The 19,697-nt window shown below is 43.8% G+C and carries 14 protein-coding genes; 5 read left to right on the top strand and 9 right to left on the bottom strand.

Translation table 11 applies throughout. From position 1 onward, the window contains the following. Positions 1 to 93: 93 nt before the first annotated feature. Together L3V33_RS01275 and L3V33_RS01270 are read right to left on the bottom strand one after the other, a co-directional pair. Positions 94 to 3,141, bottom strand: coding sequence for an efflux RND transporter permease subunit (locus L3V33_RS01275; RefSeq protein WP_114635156.1), 3,048 nt, complete (start codon positions 3,139 to 3,141; stop codon positions 94 to 96). 9 nt (positions 3,142 to 3,150) lie between these two features. Next, positions 3,151 to 4,374 carry an efflux RND transporter periplasmic adaptor subunit gene (locus L3V33_RS01270; RefSeq protein ID WP_346730216.1) on the bottom strand — a complete coding sequence of 408 codons (1,224 nt, stop codon included), beginning with the start codon at positions 4,372 to 4,374 and terminating at the stop codon, positions 3,151 to 3,153. Positions 4,375 to 4,546: 172 nt separating this feature from the next. Here L3V33_RS01270 and L3V33_RS01265 point away from each other — a divergent pair, with 172 nt between their 5' ends. The 3 genes from L3V33_RS01265 to L3V33_RS01255 all read left to right on the top strand — a co-directional run bounded on the left by L3V33_RS01265 (position 4,547) and on the right by L3V33_RS01255 (position 8,419). Beyond that, positions 4,547 to 4,807: a hypothetical protein gene (locus tag L3V33_RS01265; protein WP_102441451.1), complete on the top strand. Its 261-nt coding sequence runs from the start codon at positions 4,547 to 4,549 to the stop codon at positions 4,805 to 4,807. A 146-nt stretch (positions 4,808 to 4,953) separates the two neighbouring features. Beyond that, positions 4,954 to 6,672 (top strand): aspartate-alanine antiporter, encoded by a 1,719-nt coding sequence (gene aspT / locus L3V33_RS01260; protein ID WP_237288785.1) that lies wholly within the window; start codon positions 4,954 to 4,956, stop codon positions 6,670 to 6,672. 148 nt (positions 6,673 to 6,820) lie between these two features. Beyond that, positions 6,821 to 8,419, top strand: a complete 1,599-nt coding sequence (locus L3V33_RS01255; protein ID WP_171317243.1) for a bifunctional aspartate transaminase/aspartate 4-decarboxylase — start codon at positions 6,821 to 6,823, stop codon at positions 8,417 to 8,419. A 113-nt stretch (positions 8,420 to 8,532) separates the two neighbouring features. Here L3V33_RS01255 and L3V33_RS01250 read toward each other — a convergent pair whose 3' ends face one another. From L3V33_RS01250 to L3V33_RS01220, 7 genes are all read right to left on the bottom strand, one after another. Continuing rightward, the gene (locus L3V33_RS01250; protein WP_114635146.1) at positions 8,533 to 9,222 is read right to left on the bottom strand and encodes a hypothetical protein; all 690 of its coding nucleotides are present in this window, start codon (positions 9,220 to 9,222) and stop codon (positions 8,533 to 8,535) included. Next, positions 9,222 to 10,394, bottom strand: a complete 1,173-nt coding sequence (locus L3V33_RS01245; RefSeq protein ID WP_237288784.1) for an outer membrane protein transport protein — start codon at positions 10,392 to 10,394, stop codon at positions 9,222 to 9,224. The genes L3V33_RS01250 and L3V33_RS01245 overlap by 1 nt, the downstream gene beginning before the upstream one ends. A gap of 93 nt (positions 10,395 to 10,487) precedes the next feature. Further along, positions 10,488 to 11,300 (bottom strand): crotonase/enoyl-CoA hydratase family protein, encoded by an 813-nt coding sequence (locus L3V33_RS01240; RefSeq protein ID WP_237288783.1) that lies wholly within the window; start codon positions 11,298 to 11,300, stop codon positions 10,488 to 10,490. A gap of 220 nt (positions 11,301 to 11,520) precedes the next feature. Then, complete coding sequence (gene fhuB, locus L3V33_RS01235; RefSeq protein WP_237288782.1) at positions 11,521 to 13,515, bottom strand: Fe(3+)-hydroxamate ABC transporter permease FhuB; 1,995 nt, start codon at positions 13,513 to 13,515, stop codon at positions 11,521 to 11,523. Continuing rightward, complete coding sequence (locus tag L3V33_RS01230; RefSeq protein ID WP_237288781.1) at positions 13,515 to 14,468, bottom strand: iron-siderophore ABC transporter substrate-binding protein; 954 nt, start codon at positions 14,466 to 14,468, stop codon at positions 13,515 to 13,517. Before L3V33_RS01230 ends, fhuB begins: the two co-directional genes overlap by 1 nt. A 91-nt stretch (positions 14,469 to 14,559) precedes the next feature. Then, a complete protein-coding gene (locus L3V33_RS01225) occupies positions 14,560 to 16,689 on the bottom strand; it encodes a TonB-dependent siderophore receptor (RefSeq protein ID WP_102441443.1) in 2,130 nt (709 codons plus the stop codon). 206 nt (positions 16,690 to 16,895) lie between these two features. Continuing rightward, positions 16,896 to 17,804 carry an AraC family transcriptional regulator gene (locus L3V33_RS01220; RefSeq protein ID WP_237288780.1) on the bottom strand — a complete coding sequence of 303 codons (909 nt, stop codon included), beginning with the start codon at positions 17,802 to 17,804 and terminating at the stop codon, positions 16,896 to 16,898. 220 nt (positions 17,805 to 18,024) lie between these two features. Between L3V33_RS01220 and L3V33_RS01215 the strand changes: the two genes are divergently transcribed. Both L3V33_RS01215 and L3V33_RS01210 read left to right on the top strand, forming a co-directional pair. Beyond that, a complete protein-coding gene (locus tag L3V33_RS01215; RefSeq protein ID WP_171309409.1) occupies positions 18,025 to 18,786 on the top strand; it encodes a siderophore ferric iron reductase in 762 nt (253 codons plus the stop codon). A 77-nt stretch (positions 18,787 to 18,863) separates the two neighbouring features. Further along, entirely contained in the window at positions 18,864 to 19,649 is a 786-nt protein-coding gene (locus tag L3V33_RS01210; protein ID WP_237288779.1) for an ABC transporter ATP-binding protein, read from the top strand. Positions 19,650 to 19,697: the final 48 nt, after the last annotated feature.

Here is a 19,697-nt window from a genome sequence, read left to right as displayed (position 1 = left end):
ATTCTCGATCATTAAGAAGCACACAGCCCATACAGGCGATGTGCTTCTTGTGAGCTAAATACTAGTGAATAAAATAACAAACTGGATAACGGACTAAACTTCTTGCTCTTGCCCGCGGTGATCCGCAGCCAAGTAGGTATAAATCGTTGGTACCACGAACAGCGTAAACAGCGTGCCTACCGACATACCCACCGTGATGACCAAACCAATCGAGAAACGGCTTTGAGCACCGGCTCCGCTTGCAATGAGCAGCGGTACGACACCGACAACCATCGCAGCTGTGGTCATCAATACTGGTCTCATTCGAACAGTCGCTGAACGAATAGCGGCCTCGCGTCGGCTGCATTTCAATTCCTGTTGCATTTGGTTTGCAAACTCCACAATCAAAATACCGTGCTTACTAATCAAGCCTATCAAGGTCACCAGCCCCACTTCGGTGTATATGTTGAGCGTATCAATGCCTAAATACAGTGGCATCAGGGCACCAAAGATAGACAATGGCACACTGGTTAATACCACTAGTGGGTCTCGCAAACTTTCAAATTGAGCAGCCAGCACCAAATAAATAATCACAAGAGCAAGAAAGAACGTCGTAACCAGTGACGAGCCTTCTTGTAGGAACTGTCTCAATTGGCCTGAAGTATCCGTCGTATAAGATTTAGGCAATATCTTCGCTGCCCCTTCTTCCATCACTTTATAGGCTTCACCGATACTGATTCCCGGCATCATTTTCGCTTCAATCATGGCGCTATTAAGCTGTTGAAACTGATCCACTTTCGATGGCTGTACTGATTGGCTAATTTCAATCAATGACGCCAGCGGGACCATCTCATTGGTGTTAGAGCGTACGTGGTAGCTCTTCAGATCATCCCAAGAGTTACGGTTCTCGTTAGGTACCTGAGTGATAACTTGATAGCTGCGCTGATCCATCGAGAAGTAATTCACGAAGCCTTCACTGATAAAGCGAGACAACACGGTACCGATGTCTTGTGCGTTCACGTTCATCTGAGCCGCTTTATCGCGGTCGATGCGAATCTCTACCTGTGGCTTATTAAAATTCAGGTCGTTTTGCACATAGATGAACTTGCCACTCTTCTGTGCGTACTCTTTCAGTTTTTCAGCGTACTGATAGAGATCCTGATAAGAACCCGTTGGCGTTTTCAGAACCATTTGGAATGGCAGACCTTGCGGCGTGCCTGGCAAATCCGGTGGAGAGAAGGTATACACCTGCAAACCCGGTAATACAGAACTCTCTTTTTCGAAACGTTGCATTACCTCTTTTGCCGTTGCGTCACGCGAATCCCAATCTTTCAATACACCCAAACCAAAGAACGCATTGTTGTTCATGTAACCGTTATCTAGCATGGTCATTTCGACTTCATCGTTCTTGCTGATAGAGTCAATCAGAGCCGGAGTAAAGTGGCGAATGTAATCGGTATTCGCTTGTGCAGGACCTTGTCCCATCACAATCATCACGCCTTGATCTTCTTCAGGTGCCAGTTCAGATGAAGTATTCATAAACATGAACACCAGACTGATCAGCAACGTTCCTACCACAGGCCAAATATAAACACGGTTATTCAACACATGTTCGAGCACTTTACGATAGCGCTCTGTTACGCCTTCAATTACCGCATCGATTTTCTTAACCAGTTTTCCGTCGAGAACCGATTTATTAAGCAGTTTTGAACACATCATCGGCGTTAGCGTTAAGGCGATGAAACCCGAAATTAGTACTGAACCCGCCAAAGTGAATGCGAACTCAGTAAACAACTTACCGGTGAGCCCCCCCATGAAACCAATCGGCGCATACACTGCGGCCAATGTAATGGTCATCGCGATAACCGAGCCTGCAATTTCACGAGCACTGTCTATAGCAGCCTTAATTGGGCTGGTACCATCTTCTAAGTGACGAAAGGTGTTTTCCACAACAACGATGGCATCATCAACCACCAGCGATATTGCTAATACCATGGCAAGCAGCGTCAACAGGTTAATACTGAAGCCCATGCTCAACATGAAGAACATAGAGCCAATCAATGACAAAGGAATCGTTACAAGTGGTATCAACATCGCTCGCATTGAGCCCAAAAAGGCGAAGATAACGATGACTACGATCAGTGCGGCTTCGATTAAGGTTTTTGCTACTTCATCAATTGAGGTTTCGATAAACTTAGTCGAGTCATAGATTACATCCGCTTTAATACCTTCAGGTAAGCCTGCTTGGATCTGTGGAAGCAATTCGTAAATGCCTTCAACAACGGTCAATGGGTTAGATGTTGCCGTATTACTGATCGCCGTTGATACGGTAGTCACACCATTGAATTCAACGTCTGAGTCATAGTTTGCTGCGCCTAGTTCAACCGTCGCCACATCTTTTAAGTGCACCAGTTGCCCGTCGTGCGCTTTCAAAGCCATGTTCTTGAAATCGTCTACCGAACTTGAATCGGTATGAGCGTTAATATCAACTTCGATATAAGGGTTTTGCAACTTGCCCGCCGCACTCACAATGTTATTTGCACGAAGCGCGTTTTGAACATCTTCAGCCGTCAGACCATATGAAGCCAGTCGTTGAGGGTTCAGCCAGATTCGCATTGCAAAATCTTCTTGCCCCAATATGTCGACCTTTGACACCCCTTCAACAGTAGAGAAAGTCGGCTTAACTACGCGGCTCACATAGTCCGAGACTTGCTCCGTCTTCAATGTGTCACTCGAAAATGAAACATATAAGATCGGAGATTGAGACGTCGATTTAAGAATACTCGGGTCCAATACACCCGACGGCAGCTTATATTTCACTTGCTGCACGAGAGACAAAATCTCGGTCAAAGCACTATCAGACGGATACCCTAGCTTCAAATAAACCGTGATAACCGACTTGCCCAGAGCACTATCCGATGTCATGTAATCAATGCCCGCTGTTTGGGCAATTTCTGCCTGCAGTGGCTGCGTCACATACCCTTGAACGCTGGATGCACTGGCACCTGGATAACTCGTTGTAATGGTAATAACGCCCGTTTCAATTTCTGGATATTGGCGCACTTGCAGTGATGTAAAGGCTTTAAGACCTAACACCAACAGTACAAGGCTTAATACCGTAGCCAAAACTGGACGTTTGATAAATACATCAGTAAATGTCATGGGAGTTTCCTAGTTACTTTGCTTAGTACTTTTGTCAGTAATCAGCGGATGTTGGTTATTAACCAGAACCCATCCACTATTCTTGAGTTGGTGTTGGTTTGAAGTCACAACCACATCCCCCTCTTTCAAGCCCGAAACCACACCAACATAACCGCCTTGTTTTGGGCCGACTTCAACAGTGCGCTGCACAACCTTGTACTCGTAAAATGGTGATGCATCGTTGCTCGAATGTTCGCTGGCCTTTTTAGTCGACGTATCCAACACAAACACGGTGTTCCCATATAAGGTGTAACTGATCGCAACAGAAGGTACCGCCACGATAGTGTCCGATTCTGATGTGATTAACGTAGCGTCGACATACATACCCGCCTCTAACGGCACGGCTTGGTTAGCCATGGCTCTCAATTCGATATTGTGCGTGTTGCTGTCTGAGCTCGGTTCAATGGCAGAAATAGTGCCGTGAAAGACTTCGTCGTTCGTTGCTTCTGAATTAAACTGTAAATCTTGCCCTACCTTCACATCGTGTAAATAAAGCTCTGGAATAGAGAAATCGACATACTGCTTTGATTTGTCTTCCAGCTCGACAATTGCTGTGCTTGAATTAATAAAATCACCTACATCGATATGACGAATCCCAACGCTGCCAGAAAATGGCGCTTTCACTTTCATGTAGTCAATTTGCGTAGCAATATATTCCAACTTTGCACCTTCAGCATTAAATTGAGCTTGTAGCTTATCAACCGAATTTTTTGAAACACTGTTATTTCTAAGGAGCAATTTATTTCTCATCAATTCGACTTTTACCAATTCAACTTTGGATAGCTGACTCTTATAGTTGGACTTCAATAACGCATCATCCAATTTAACAAGAATATCACCCTTATTTACTTGCTGACCTGAAGTAAAGAGAATCTCTTTTACTTGGCCTGACATTTGGCTCGTCACATCAATAGATTGATTAGAATGAATGTTACCAATGACTTTTAAACTTTTATCCCAAGTATCTTGGTTTACTTTTTCCGTTGTTACAGATATAGCTGGCAATTTAAAATTATCGACCTTCTCTTTGATCATTTCACCTTTTACATAATGAAAACCAAATACAAAAGACAGTAATATAAAAAGAGCTGACCCGACGATAACGCCTTTATACTTACTCATGTGTTCACCTTGTTTTTTAAGTCTGGTCATTCTACCTATCGACACTGCCAATAAATCAAACTCATATAACATCCACCCAATCTTATATAAAATAAAAATCAAACTTTAAAAATCAAATACTTATGATGAAAACATCAATCGAAACTCAATTTTTGTTTTATTGCTATTTTATTTGAACATGATTTATCTATTTTCTCGATCGATATAATTCTCATCGTTCCTTAAACAAATAAACGAGTTAACTATGTCGAATAAAATTAATCATACTAAAGTCGCTATTAAAGAAAAGATGAAACGTATATATGGAGAAGATGTTACCCATAAACATAATAAAGACCATTTAGAATATAGAGAGCATCAACCTTCTCATTCTGGTCAACATGGTGGCGCCCCAGAAGGTCATAAGCATTTAGTCAATCACCATTCTGATGGTCATCATGATAAACATCACAAAGATAAAATTCATGACCATAAAAAATCATCGCGACTGCATCATAAAAAGTAGAAGACTGGATAAAGTCCAGATTATTAAAAATAAAGCATTAAATCAGTTCTTCCACAAAATATGAATTAATGCTTAATCAAACGTTAAACCAAATTAAAAAATGAAATAGAAAGTCAATGATGATGCTATTTCATTCAAGGATTACTATGTCATTTATTATTGAACAACTTAGAGACTATCCGTTTATAGCGCTCTTTTTATCACTCGGTCTCGGTTACTTAATCGGTAAAATTAAAATCGGTAAGTTTGAATTAGGTGGAATTGCAGGTTCACTGCTTGTTGCTGTAGCACTTGGCCAGATCGGCGGTATCGCGATCTCTAACGAAGTAAAAAGCATCTTCTTTGCTTTATTTATTTTTATGGTGGGTTACAACGGCGGTCCGCAGTTTTTCTCGTCATTCCGCCTTTCATCGCTAACACGCTTATTCGCTTCGTTTGTGATGACGTTTGTAGGATTAATCACGGTTGTATTGCTCTCTAAATGGGCAGGACTAGATAAAGGTTTAGCGGCGGGCCTTGCGGCTGGTGGCTTAACACAATCGGCAATCATAGGTACTGCAGGTAATGCTATCGATCAGCTGAACCTAGCGCCAGATGTCACCTCAACACTTAAAACAAACGTGGCTGTGGGTTACTCAATCACCTACATCTTCGGCTCTCTTGGTCCGATTCTAATGATGTCACTCATTCCAATGGTAATGGGTTGGAACATAACCAAAGAAGCGAAGAAGCTTGCGGAAAAAATGGGGGCTGGCAGCAAGCAACTAAACGAGGGTGAATTCTCTGCATTGAACCGCGTATCTTCTCGTGCTTATCAAGTGACCGCGAACTCTATGTTTGTTGGGAAAAGTGTTGTCGAGTTAGAAGAAGCATTCGATGCTGACCTCACAATTGAAGCTATTTACCGCTCACACCAAGACACAGAATCAACGTTAGATTTGGCGAAGAACCCTATTTTAGCGGCGGGTGACAAAGTTTACCTTACTGGTCTGACTCAGGCATTTCCTAAAGTGACCTCATTGGGTATCGAACTCGGTGAATTTAGTGAAGAAAGCAATGTTGTCCAAACACAACAGAAGGTCGTACTCACGAATAAGAAACTAGCGGGTATTACGCTACGTAAGCTTCACGATGAAACGAACGCACGTATTCGTCGTGGTGTTTATATCACTCAGCTATCACGCATGGGCCATGATATTTCGACATTGCCAGAAACTGAACTGCACATTGGTGACGAAATCACCTTAGTTGGACAAAAAGAAGACATAACTAAAGTCATCAAAAAAATTGGTTACAACAGCCCACAGCCTAGTGTTACTGACTTCGTAACAATGTCTTTCGGCATGGTGCTTGGCTATCTGATTGGCGAGATTGGTTTCACTATCGGTGGTTCTCATATCGCTCTAGGTTCAGGTTTAGGTTGTCTGGTTTCCGGCCTACTTGTGGGCTACCTAAGAATGCGTACACCTCGTTTAGGCAGTGTTAACCACGGCGCAGCCAACTTTATGCAGACATTCGGCCTTGCAGTATTTGTTGCGGTTGTTGGTATTAATGCAGGCGCTCCAGCGCTGACGGCAATCAAAGAGAATGGCATAACGCTCTTACTGCTAGGTGTGTTGGTCACTCTAATTCCTCAAGTACTGACGTTCCTATTCAACTACTACGTACTCAAAATCAAAAACCCAGTAGAAGCGCTAGCGGTTATCGCGGGTAGCCGCAGTGCAAACCCTGCATTCGCATCGCTACTAGAAAAAACACAAAACAGCACACCAGTACCGAGTTTCACGATGACTTATGCGGTTGCCAATATCTTCCTCACCTTATGGGGTCCGATCATCATCAACCTCATTACCAAAATTTCGTAATCAACACCGAATCAGGCAATTGATGATTCAACTTATTAATTAACGATTTAACACAGTAGCTAGCCAAGCAGGCTAGCTGCTCAAAGAAATTAACTCATTTATATATCCAAAAAACTTGGATCTTAAACAAATTTAAAGAGAAACGACTATGAAACGCACAGATGAAAAACGCCTAGAAACACTAAGCCCATTCGAAGTAAAAAACACACTGATCGACCTTGCTCAACATTCACATGAAAAAACCATGATCAACGCTGGTCGTGGTAACCCAAACTGGGTCGCGACAGCGCCACGTGAAGCCTTTTTCCAATTAGGTATGTTTGCACTAGAAGAATCAAAATCGAATTTCTCAGGGTATGAAGGCTTTGGTGGAATGGGAGTTCAACAAGATATTAGCCTGCGCTTTCTTCAGTTTTGTGAGAAATACGAAGACCAAGAAGGTGTGCAATTCCTCATTGAAGCCTTCCAGTTTATTACGGATCAATATCAGGTAGACGGTGATGCGCTTATTTATGAATGGGTTGAGGGGATTCTAGGTAACAACTACCCAGTGCCTGATCGCATGCTCAAATATTCGGAACTCATTGCTCGCAAATACATTGAGCAAGAAATGGCGGGGTCGCAGCCATTACCTGCTGGGAAGTTTGACCTATTTGCTGTTGAGGGTGGCACAGCGGCCATGGTTTACATATTCAACACGCTAAAGAGTAACCGACTATTGAACCCTGGTGACACCATCGCGATTGGTGCGCCGATTTTCACTCCGTATATTGAAATGCCAGAGCTTGAAGATTACGCGCTCAACAAAGTAGAAATCATGGCGGATGAAGCGTCTGCGTGGCAAATTCCAGACTCTGAGTTAGAAAAACTGAACGATCCAAGTGTTAAAGCTTTCTTCCTCGTTAACCCAAGCAACCCAGCTTCGGTTCGATTAAGCGATGAGACACTCTATAAGATTGCAGAGGTTGCTAACCGCCGCCCTGACCTCATCCTTCTTACTGATGATGTTTATGGCACTTTCGCTGATAACTTCACATCATTAGCAATGTTGGCTCCGAAGAACACGATTCTAGTGTATTCGTACTCTAAGTACTTTGGTGCAACAGGCTGGCGTTTAGGCGTGATTGGCGTACATGAAGACAACAACTTCGACCGTATGATTGCTGATCTTCCAGAGGAAACCAGAGGCACACTAACGGCAAGATACCAAGGCATTGCACTTGAGCCGAGTAAGATTAAGTTCATTGATCGTTTAGTGGCAGACAGCCGTGCAGTAGCACTGAACCATACGGCCGGTCTTTCAACACCTCAGCAGATTCAGATGACAATGTTCTCGCTACTGTCTTTGATGAAGGATGGTGAAGAATACAAACGACTCGCGAAACAAATTGTGCGTCGTCGCTACCACACTCTAATGCAGAATAACTTAGCCGCGCCAATCGTTGCTGAAGGCGATCAAACCGGTGCATTCTATTACGTGGAGATTGATCTGAAAGAGATTGCTCAAACGATTCACAGCAACGATTTCTTCGCATGGTTAGAAGAAACGTATGAGCCGCTTGATTTCTTGGTACGCCTTGCAGAAGAACATGGTGTGATTGTGATGCCTGGGGCAGGTTTTGATGCGCCAACGTGGTCTCTGCGTGTGTCTCTCGCGAATCTAGAGGAAGCACAATACGCAAATATCACCAAAGCGATGAACGCGGTAATGCAAAGCTATGTTGAACGTTACGAAGCGGCTTGCTAACACGACCTCAACACTAGAAAGCTCATAGAAGAGCGATAAGTTCTGAGTGTAGATTCACTAAATTAGTGGGCCTACACTCAGTTCTTTTTATCTAAGACGATATGTTAGAAAAGCTATTTGAACTCATAGGTATAAGAAGCGCCAACACTGTTATTTTCACCGAAGTCATCCTCAGCAAAAATAGTGAAGAAGTTGAATGATTGAGCATCACTCAACTTGTAGCTAGCACCGACGCCTGCCCAATACCCTGAATAATCATCAGACCCCATTGAACCGCCACCGAAGCCCATGATCGACCATTCATCAGTAATCGTTTTTAAACCAAACGCACCAATGTAGCCACCGTGTGTTGAGCTCGGCATCAACACATAGTCAGAACCAACGTTATCGTCATCGAAAACAGCTACTTCGCCGTCATTATAGCTGTAACCAGCCATAGGGAAGATTTGCCAACCGAACGGCTCAATATCGAAATAGCTCAGTGGTATAAATGTGCCAATACTGTAGTTGTTCTTATAAGCATCGTTGTCATATTCAGAACGGCTAAAGTTGAAGTTCACAATACCCATAGGCAACAGCCATGAACCGCCTAATCGCCACTCTTCACCGTCGGCATTGACACGAGCATTGATCATTCGCGCTTCATCTAAACCAATAGAGCCTGAAAACTGCAAATCTTCGTTATAAGCAACGCCAGCTTTTGTCACGATTTTAGTCGGATCATCAGGGTGCTTCTCTTCAGCCAAAGCATCCATCGATCCGAACGTTGCCACAGCAACAAGTAATAGATTACGTAATGTCATTAGAAGGTCGCACTAACGCCAACAAAGTGGATACGGCCATCGAAAGAGCCATCAACCATTAAACGATCCATTTCAACCGAACCCAAATCCGCGTATTCGTAGAACACGTCGATCAAGATATCATCCCAATACGTTGAAGCACCTACTGAGTAGCGATACTGTTCGCCAACAGGGAGGTCAACCCATTGCATTGACGGATCATCTTGTGGCGAGGTCTCGTAAGAGAAGCCCGCTTTTAAACGCCAGTCTGAATTCAATTGATAATCAGCACCAACCGCAAATTTCCAAACATCATCCCAGTCACGCTTGATTGGAATTCCGCCTATAGGGTCACCACCAACTGATGCACCAAAGTCTAGTACTGTCTCGTCCCACGCGCTCCAACGATGGAACTGAATACTTGCCAATAGGTCAAGTTGTTGGTTCAAGGCATAACTAGCACTGACATCGACAATCTCAGGTAACGCAATATCCGTAGATAAAGAACGATTGCTACCAGGTAATGGGCCTTTTAACTCATTCTTAAACTCATGTTCTAGTTTCGAGCGGTAGCTGGCACCCAACTTAAATTTATCCGACGGCGTAAACATTACACCTAGGTTATAACCATAAGCCCAGTCAGTGTCTTGCTTTGCTGTAAAAACAGAGGATGACTGTTGTAACGCAGCCCAACTTAACTGGATACCGGCACCAACCGACCACTGGTCATTCAGTTGGTAGCTTAGTGATGGGTTCACTTGCATTGCTGTGAGAGTGATATCTTCTAGAAGTGCAGCACCCGCCCATTCACTGCCGTAATCAAGGCTTGAACCACCGACAGCACCAATCGCGATACCAAGGTGTAATTTGTCGGTGACTTGATGTGCATGAAACGCGCCAAATGAAGGCAACACTGAATGGCCTTTACCATCCTGCTTGTCCCCGTTATCTTGATATTTCATCTCAAGATCAAACGCCATAGTATTAATGGTCGTCTTGCTTTCGCCCATGTGTGACATGGTGGCTGGGTTGGTCCACATCGCCGCAGCCGAACGAGTGTAAACACCATCACCGGCACCAGTAGTACCGGCATTGGCGACAACAGCTTCTTGCAAAAACAAACCACTTGCGAAAGCATTTAAGCTTGTAAAAATTGCGGTGGCAGCTAGCGAGTAAGTAAAAGTTTTGTTCATCAGATTGCTCATTTAGCCTTAGACATTAAATTGCTCTAAGGTTACCGCAAAGCCCCATAAACAAATGGAATATCCGTTATTCCTGTACAAACGCTATTTGAACTTTCTCGCGACGTATGAACGTGGCTTGTCTCGATGAATTTCACGTTGAGCAGCAATTGCTCTGTTCTTACCTAACCCTACCTTTATCTGATACCAGGTCTCGTAAAATACGGCCATGCCAGGGCTTGACCACCAAGTCTTGTTGTAAAGTTTCTTATTAGCTGCGACGACATCTGGCGACCGATTCGCACATTCAAGTGCCAACGCATAAGCTTCAGCGTAAGGGTCTTCGGCAATCTTGGTTACCAGCCCATAGTCTTTCGCTGTTTCACAGTCGATCACTTTAGCGGTCATCGCCATTTCTAAGGTGTGATCTTTACGCATTAACTCTCGAAATGCGATGGCGCCTCCCATGTCAGGAATCAAACCCCATTTGGCTTCCAGTATCGAGAAAGTCGCGTCTGGACTGGCCATCCTAAAATCACCACCACTGGCTAATTGAAGGCCGCCTCCCCAACAACGACCATGAATCACAAAAATGACAGGACATGGGATCTCTCGCCAACCAAGCGAAAAATGCTGCGCAGCATTAGGTAATGTCGGTAACCATTTGAACAAAAGCTTCATCGCCCCAACTTTACTGTTCAATAACGATTTAACATCTAAACCAGAACAAAAATCTGAACCACTGCCTTTAACAATAACAGCTCGAATATCTCTGTTCTTCTTGAGCTCACTTATCATGTCATTAACAGCTTCAAACATCGCCATATCAATAGCATTGAGCTTATCGGGTCGATTCAACACAACCGTCGCAATTTGGTTTTCATCGATAGAACAAGTAATACGATCGAGGTTTGGCATGGTGGCTACCTATAAGTGGTCAGACCTTTAGATTATACATTTTATTAACATATGCCAAACTTGCACATTAAGAAGCGAGACCTGTGTTGCTTAACACCGCCCCTTTACACAAACGACATCAATAAAAAAGCAGTGATGGATCGCTCCATTCACTGCTTTTTATTCGTAGCTTTGAATACCAGTAGCTTTGATAATCAAGGACTCTCAGTTTTGGGAGAACCTATGTTCTTCGAGATTTCAGTAACAAGAAGATGAAGTAGCTGCCACCAATAATGGAAACTAACGTCCCTGCCGCAAGCTGCGCCGGAAACACCACCACTTGCCCTAACCAGTCAGCAAATAACATGAGTGCAGCACCAATTAAAAACGACAAGATGATCTGTTCTTTAACCAAACGCGCACCCACCATTGCCGCAATATGCGGAGCCAACAAGCCGACAAACGCGACTGGTCCCATGGTGGTTGTCACGACCGAACATAAGATCGCAACAATACACAACAATGCCACGTAGGCGATATTGATATTCAACCCTCTGGCACTCGCGAACTGACGTCCCGTCGCAATTAAGGTCACCCAACGACTCAACAGCAGAGCCACACCAATACAAGCCGTTATCACTATGGCCATAATCATTGCTGACTCAGGTTCAACACGATAGGTAGACCCTGCTAACCAAGCCAATAAAGTGTATTTCCCCTCACCCACTCGCGTTAGAGAGAATTGCACCAAAGCTTCCAATACCGCGGTCAGCGAGATACCAGTGAGGATCAAAATCGATGGCGCGAACTGATGCTTCTTACCAAGGAACAATAACAAACAGAGTGCAATCGCACTGCCCAGAAACGCAACCCACGGGCTTAGCGAGTGAATCGAATAGCCCATGAATAAGCTACTGAAAATCAACGCCAGAACTGCACCCGCCGACACACCAAGAATATCTGGGCTTGCGAGCGGGTTGTAGACCAATCTTTGTAAAATCACACCCGCCACCGCTAAGCCGCCACCAGCGAATATCGCGGTTAACATTCTCGGCCAACGAATAGACCATTCAAATGCGTCTGGAATAACAAAGTAGCCCATATCAGAAGAAGGCTGAGACAATGTACTCAACGCCAACAGCCCCAAGATCATCGTCCCCAACAAGAAGTAAGCCACAGGTGAAATAGACTTTGGACCTTTAGGCATCGAGAAAAACAGCTGATCTTGAGCCGATAATTGCTTTCTCGCAATAATAATCAACGCAGGAGCACCAACCACAGCAGTTGCCGTTCCTGTTGGAATCATGTCCAAAGACCATTGCGCCAAGAAAATCGCCAAGCTGTCAGTGACACACAGCAGTAACGCACCTAATACACAGCTTGCGATGAGTTCAGATTTCGTCTTTAGAAAACCTAGATGTCTAGCAATGTTCGGAGCAATCAAACCGATAAAGCTGATCACGCCCACTGAGGTAATCGATACTGAAACCAACCAAACGCCAACCACCATCAATACAAAGAATGTGTTGCCAATATTGAGCCCGCGCGCTGCTGCCCCTTCTGTGCCGATGGAAAGCAAAGTCAGAACTCGCGGAGCTAAGAAGAATATGGCAAAAATCGGCAACAGCTTAGGCATCAACCAAAGCACTTGTTCCCAACCATTCTGTCCTAGGTCGCCCGCTCCCCACACAAACAGATTTTGTGCGTACTGATCGTTGAGCAGAATAATCGCTGTCGCAAATGCCCCTAGCAACAAGTTGACCGCCATACCCGCCAATACAATTGGCAAACCGCTCATGTTTTTGATTCCGACAATCAAAACAATCAGCCCCATCGCAAGCAGCGCACCAATTAGAGCAAACCAAACTGAATACTGAGCGACCAACATCGGCGCAACCACATTCAGAATAACCAGACCAAGCCAAGCGCCTGATGATGTACCGAGTGTAAGCGGAGACATCATGCGGTTTTGCGTTAACTGTTGGAACAAACTACCGATAGTACCAAGTGTTCCGCCGACCAAGATCGCGATCACCAAGCGAGGTAAATTGACATAGGCTAACGCCATCAACTCGAATGAATCATCGACCATTGAGTTGAACGTAGTGATATCACTGATCTGTGAGACTTGCTGGAGCAACTCACTAATAGGGCCAAATTCCGACTGCCCTAACCACAAATGAACAAGGGCAGCGCAAAACAGCGCAGCCCCCATCATAAAACCACTGGATTTCATTACTGCTCCGCTACCGTCAATAGCGATTTCGCCATGGCTTCTGCGTTATACAAAATCGACATTGCACCGCCGTAACTCCAACTTGCCGCGACTGGGCTAAAATGACCCTTGCGAACGAAAGGCATGCTCTTCCAAACCGGAGAACGGTCTAGCTTGTCTTGATATGGGAAAGGTTCAAAGTAAAGCGCAATACCGTTCTTCACGTTCTTAAGCTCGGTCATGCGTTTTTGACTGATGCCCCACTGACTTGCAGGAAGATCCATCGCATTGTCAAAGCCTAGCTGTTCAAGTGCGTATTGTGGAATAGAGTTATCGCCGTAAATGAACACCGATGTGGTGCTCGCAAAACGGAAAGAAGTGACTTTCGGTTTATCGCCCGGATACGCTTTGTCTAACTCAGCTTTTAAAACCGCGATACGCTCATCCATTACGGCCAGCTTTTGGTTCGCTTGTTCTTCTTTACCAAGCAACTGTCCGATCTTCTTGAAGTTCTCGATAGCAGCCGCTGCATTGCTGTGCTGGTCACTGTATGTTTGGTAGTAAAGCACGGGCGCAATTTCAGAAAGTCGTTCCTGAAGATCTTTCTGAGGAGAAGCGATAAGAATCACATCAGGGTTTAGCTTCTTCAAAGCAGAGAAATTAGGCTCAGTTCGAGTGCCAATGTCCGCCACGCCTTCTGGAATAGCAGGTTGAACAACCCAATCGGTATAACCTGCAATATCAGGTACTGCTACTGGTGCTACACCGAGTTCAATCACTTGTTCGGCTATGTCCCAGTTCAGCGCAGCCACTCTAGCCGGTTGTGCTTCAAGGGTTTTAACACCCTCACTGTCTTCAACTTGAAAGTTGGCCATCGCATTAAACGATAAAGCGCTCGCTAATACGGTTACTACCAGATTTGTATTCAAGCTCTTTGCTTTAGAAAAATGGGAAGCGATTCGTTGTAAATTCATACTGTTGCCTACTCAATCTAAATTCTATATTTCTTCAAACGACAAAAGCAGCCCAGTGAAGGCTGCTTTAAAATTAATAACCCTAACCTAATTAGAATTCATAGTTGACATTGAATTCAACGGTTTGCTCTTGTCCGTACCAACAGTAGCTCTCATTCCAGCAAGTGTAATATTCTTCATTGAAGATATTGTTGGCAACAATGTTAGCTGTCGCATTCTTTAAAGAACTGTTCATCTCACCTAAGTCATAACCAAGTGACAAGTCAACTAACGTATATGATGGAACTTTGCCTTTGTTTTTATCTGACGTGTCGTTTAGTACTGTTTCACCCACATAACGTACGCCGCCACCAACTCTAAGGCCATTCATGACACCGTCACGTACAAAGTAATTAGCCCAAACATTTGCAGTATGATCTGGTACGAAAACAGGTGTCTGTCCAATGTTTGAAGCGTCTTTATCTTCAGTAATTTCCATGTCGGTATACGTATAGTTGGCCAACAAGTCTAAGTTATCAGTTACTTGAGCACGTCCCTCTAACTCAATACCTTGCGAGCGAATCTCGCCAACAGCTGTCCACGGCGAAGCTCCGTCAGGACGAACGCCCACATTTTTTTTCTTAACTTGAAACAGAGCCATGGAGCCTGACAACATGTTTTCGTATGAGTCATATTTAAGACCAAACTCTACTTGCTCTCCTGTCTCTGGATCCAAGTTATTGCCGCTAGCATCCAGCTTTGCACTAGGTTCGAAACTAGTCGCAAAATTTGCGAATGGGGATAAACCATTATCAAATTTGTATAGAGCACCTAAGCGGTACGAAAAGTTAGTATCATCGGTTTTAGTTTTACTTGGAGTGCCACCAAATACTGATACTTTTGTCGTTGTTTCGACTTTGTCAAAACGACCACCAGCAATGAACACCCAATTATCAATCAACATCTGATCTTGGAAGTAAAGACCAAGTTGACTCATTTCAATGTCGTCATTTTGATAATACACTTTTGTGAAATCGTCCGGGTTCAGCTTATCGTTATTTGGGTTATAAAGGTTAATTCCATCAACATCTGCAAAAGCGTCGTAAGCTACATCACCTTCAATGTTTCGATAATCTAAACCAAAGAGTAGATAATGATCCAATGAGCCAGTGGACACTAAACCCGATAGTTGGTTATCAACACTGATGCCCTTAGAGCTTTCATCAGTACTATATGCCGAGCGTTCCAACTCTCCAGTTGATGCATCAAAATTGCCACTGCTCGTACTTTCTTGATAGAAATCAGCCTGCATATAGCGGAAGTTTTGTAAGAAAGCCCAGTTAGAGTTGAAGTCATGATTGAATTTGTAACCAGTAATCAAGAAATCTCTTTCAATAGTGTTGTAATTAACATCACCAGCAAATGTCGACGGTGAGATTTTACCTGATTCAATCGCGGCTAATGGGAGTGTCACGTTTTGACCTAGTGCGGGATCATTCTGATAATAGAGATTGAAGTTAATAAAGGTTTTATCAGACACATACCAATCAATTGAAGGCGCAATTACATAGCGCTCTTCCTCTACACCGTCAACTTGCGTATCTTTTTTACGACCAAGAGCGACCAAACGATAAGCAACGTTGTCACTCAAAGCGCCCGTGGTATCAATTGATGCTTCAACTAGGTTATCTAAACCCGTTGCTAAACCAATTTTCGTAGATTCTTCGAACTTAGGAGCTTTCGCAATGATATTTACCATGCCTCCTGGTGGCATACTTCCATAAAGAACAGACGTTGGACCTTTAAAGATTTCTAAACGCTCCATCGCAATTGGATCAATTTGAGGTTTTACATTCCAGCCAGGAAGAATTGGCAACATCATTCCGTCGTAATAGTTATTTGAAGACTCAAAGCCACGAATTTTAACCCAATCACTAAGAACCACTGCACCACCTTTGTTCTCAGTTGAAACACCTGGAGCATAACGAAGAGCTTGCATAACAGACTTAACACCACGTTGTTCCATCTGTTCACTTTCGATAACGTTGAGAGTCTGTGGGGTTTCTTCTGGATCTAAAACGGTTTTCGTTGCTGTATTACGATAGGCTTTACCCATAACAGTAATAGTTTCTACATTCGAATCTGCCGCAGTAACGGTTTCTTCCGCCAATGCTTGCGCTGAAAACGCAGTCAGTAACGCTACTGCCAATGATGAATACTTAAAACGAGTGTGAGTGGTCATAATTCCCTCGGTACCAATGCTTAATATAAATAATAATAAATCTCATTTGCATTGTATGTATCTAGATGTGGGATAATTAACAATTTGGTGCAAATTCAAAAAGAACTTGACCTATTTTTAGTCGAAAACGGTCAATTGATGATTAAAAAGACAATTGACCCTATTGATAGGAAGGCTTTGCTAGAAGAGAGTGAGCGGGAATATGACTACGATTTCATAATAGGAACCCAGTACTCCATTTCAGCGTCAGAGGCATGTGCTTGATAGGCAAACGGGTACACTTCAAGCTCATATCCATCGACGCCACGATAACCTGAACTTGGCATCCAATTCAGCACAAACCAACTCAAGGTGTGTCGTAAATTCTCAATTGGACCACAGTGCTTCACTACAGCATAAGTTTGCTTAGGAACCGTCAGTACCTCTAATCTTTCAGAGATAATACTCGGTAATTGCGGGATTGAAATTCCTTCCTGAAGTTCTACCCCTGCCCAATAGTGAATATTCGTCCCGTCAAAGCAAGACTGAGTCAGGTCAACCACGCCAATGAACTGGAGCACGTTGTCGTCAGGGATCTCAACTTCACCTTCTAAACGTGACCATAGCTGAGGGACTTTCTGAGCGAAGTCTTGCGTGAGTGAAAACAAACCACTGATTTCTGATGTCATGCCTTTCACTAGGAAAGACTCTCTTTCATCAATGCGCACTTCCACAAAGCTTAACGCCCCTTTTTCAGAAGTACTCGCTGTTTCAGATACTTGTATCGGCTTTCTTAGCCCAACTCTTTTGCCTACTTTTCTATACTGACTTGGGCTAGACCCAAACATCTGCTTAAACGAGCGGCTAAAGCTTATTTCTGAATTGAACCCGAGCCCAAGAGCAATATCTATCACGCGCTCTTTTCCATCAAGCAGGTGTTCTGCAGCTTGGCTTAACTTTAGCTCTCTCACATAGTTAGCCACAGTAAGCCCTGTTTCGGCTTGAAACACTCTCTGAAGCTGCCAACGAGACCAACAGCTTTGTGTCGCAATATCTTCTAACGATAGCGAGGAGCTAAGGTTCGAATGGATATAGGTCAAAACGCGACTGATACGACCAAATGCAGGTGTGTTCATATTTAAGCTTTCATATTCTCTATAGTTGGCAGCGACATATTCGATTCACCAATACTTTTATCATTTAAAACGGCTTTTATCACTCAAAAAAAGAAGCACTCATGTGTGTTCTATAAAATGACCAAAAGACAGAGGCACCGAGTAGATGCTCCATTTTGTATGGTTATCCTCGATTATGTCCGTTATGATAACGCTACTGATTCTCATTTAATGGTTTATGATGCTTTCCCAGCTGCACAATATTATCACTCGTCGGAGAGCCCCGTCTCTACATCAGAAAATCTTCGCTCACTCAAAACAAGTGACACCTTATTTAAGTGGAAGCTTTGGTGCTCTGCATAGCAAGAGCATTGCAATAACGAATGATGATAGCCATAAAGAAATCAAACGCGTTTACGATGGCCTTGCGCAGAGCCACCCTGAAGCAGGCAAAGCCTATTGGTTAACCCGAACGTGGGATCTGGTTTGCTGGCAACCAATCTACGTGACCTTTATATCTATCTACGGCCTTCACTCACTGCCTGATATTAAGAATATCGGCCAGTTTAGGTACAAAGAATTTGTCACAGGCTACCGTTTCTTTAATGGTGATCATGAACACGGCTCACCAGAAGAACTGATTCCACAAGCGGGCGAAGCTATTCTTGCACTAACAGAGTTTTATCGTAGCCAGATTAGTGAATGGACACGTATTCGTCCGGGGTTTACCAATCATCTACTTGCTGATCTATTACTAGGCAGCTTGATAAAACTACAGCAGCACGAACCGAGCCTAACCAACGATTATATCACTGAACAAGCTAAGCTTTGGTTAGAAGCATGCCAGTTACCTGAAAATCATTTAGACAGCCTTAAAATAGACGCCGATTCGGGGATGCTAAAACTGATCAGAATCAGCTGCTGTTTGGTTTATAAGTGTGATTCAAGAAAGTACTGCGACGATTGCCCAAGACACCCCGACAACAAAAAAACAGCTCAATAACACCCTCTATTTTTAAAAGCCAATAAAGCTCGTTTAATTTCACTGAAGCGCTTTATTGGCCTAGGCACAGGACTGACATGTTTCAGCTTTCAAACATCAAAATTGTTCGTGATGAACGAACGATTCTCTCAATCGAAGACCTCACGATTCCGACCAACGAACTGACCGTCGTTCTTGGCCATAATGGTTCGGGTAAATCTACACTCGTTAATTTGCTCTCAGGGCAAATGTCTCCGGATCATGGTAGCGTGGAACTAGACGGTGCTTCCCTTTCTTCATTCAAAAGCAAAGAGTTAGCAAAGAAGATTGCTTATTTACCGCAAAAGCTTCCTGCTTCTGCAGGCTTAACCGTAGAAGAGCTGGTTCGTTTAGGGCGTTTCCCATGGAGAGGCGCACTAGGTCGTTGGAATTCAGAAGACAAATCGATTATCCAACAAGCGATGGAAAGAACAGGTGTCACTAAATTCTCTCAAGCTTTGGCGGATGATTTGTCTGGAGGAGAACGTCAACGAGCATGGGTCTCTATGTTACTAGCTCAGCAGTCACCGGTATTGATCCTTGATGAACCGACCTCTGCATTAGATGTTCATCATCAATTCCAGCTTATGGGTTTGTTGTCTGAACTCAACAAAAAGGAAAACGTCGGGGTTATCGTTATTTTGCACGATTTGAACCTAGCGCTTCGTTACGCGACGCATATTGTCGCCCTGAAAAAAGGTCAGATTGCGTTCGAAGGCAGCGCGGATAAGTTGCTTGATGAACAAGCGCTATCGGCTTTGTATGAGTCCCCTATCCGACTGATCGATCATCCAGTTCCAGCCAATACTGCAGCAAGTGAGAAGGTTGCAGTCGTCTGTGAATAGTTCGGGCATTTCAGTTTAAGTCCAAGCGATAAACTCTAAGCTCTAAGC

The organism is Vibrio sp. A2-1, from assembly GCF_021728355.1.
Taxonomy (GTDB): domain Bacteria; phylum Pseudomonadota; class Gammaproteobacteria; order Enterobacterales; family Vibrionaceae; genus Vibrio; species Vibrio splendidus_K.
The sequence above is the reverse complement of the archived record's forward strand: the minus strand, read 5'-3'. Positions and strand labels throughout refer to the sequence as shown.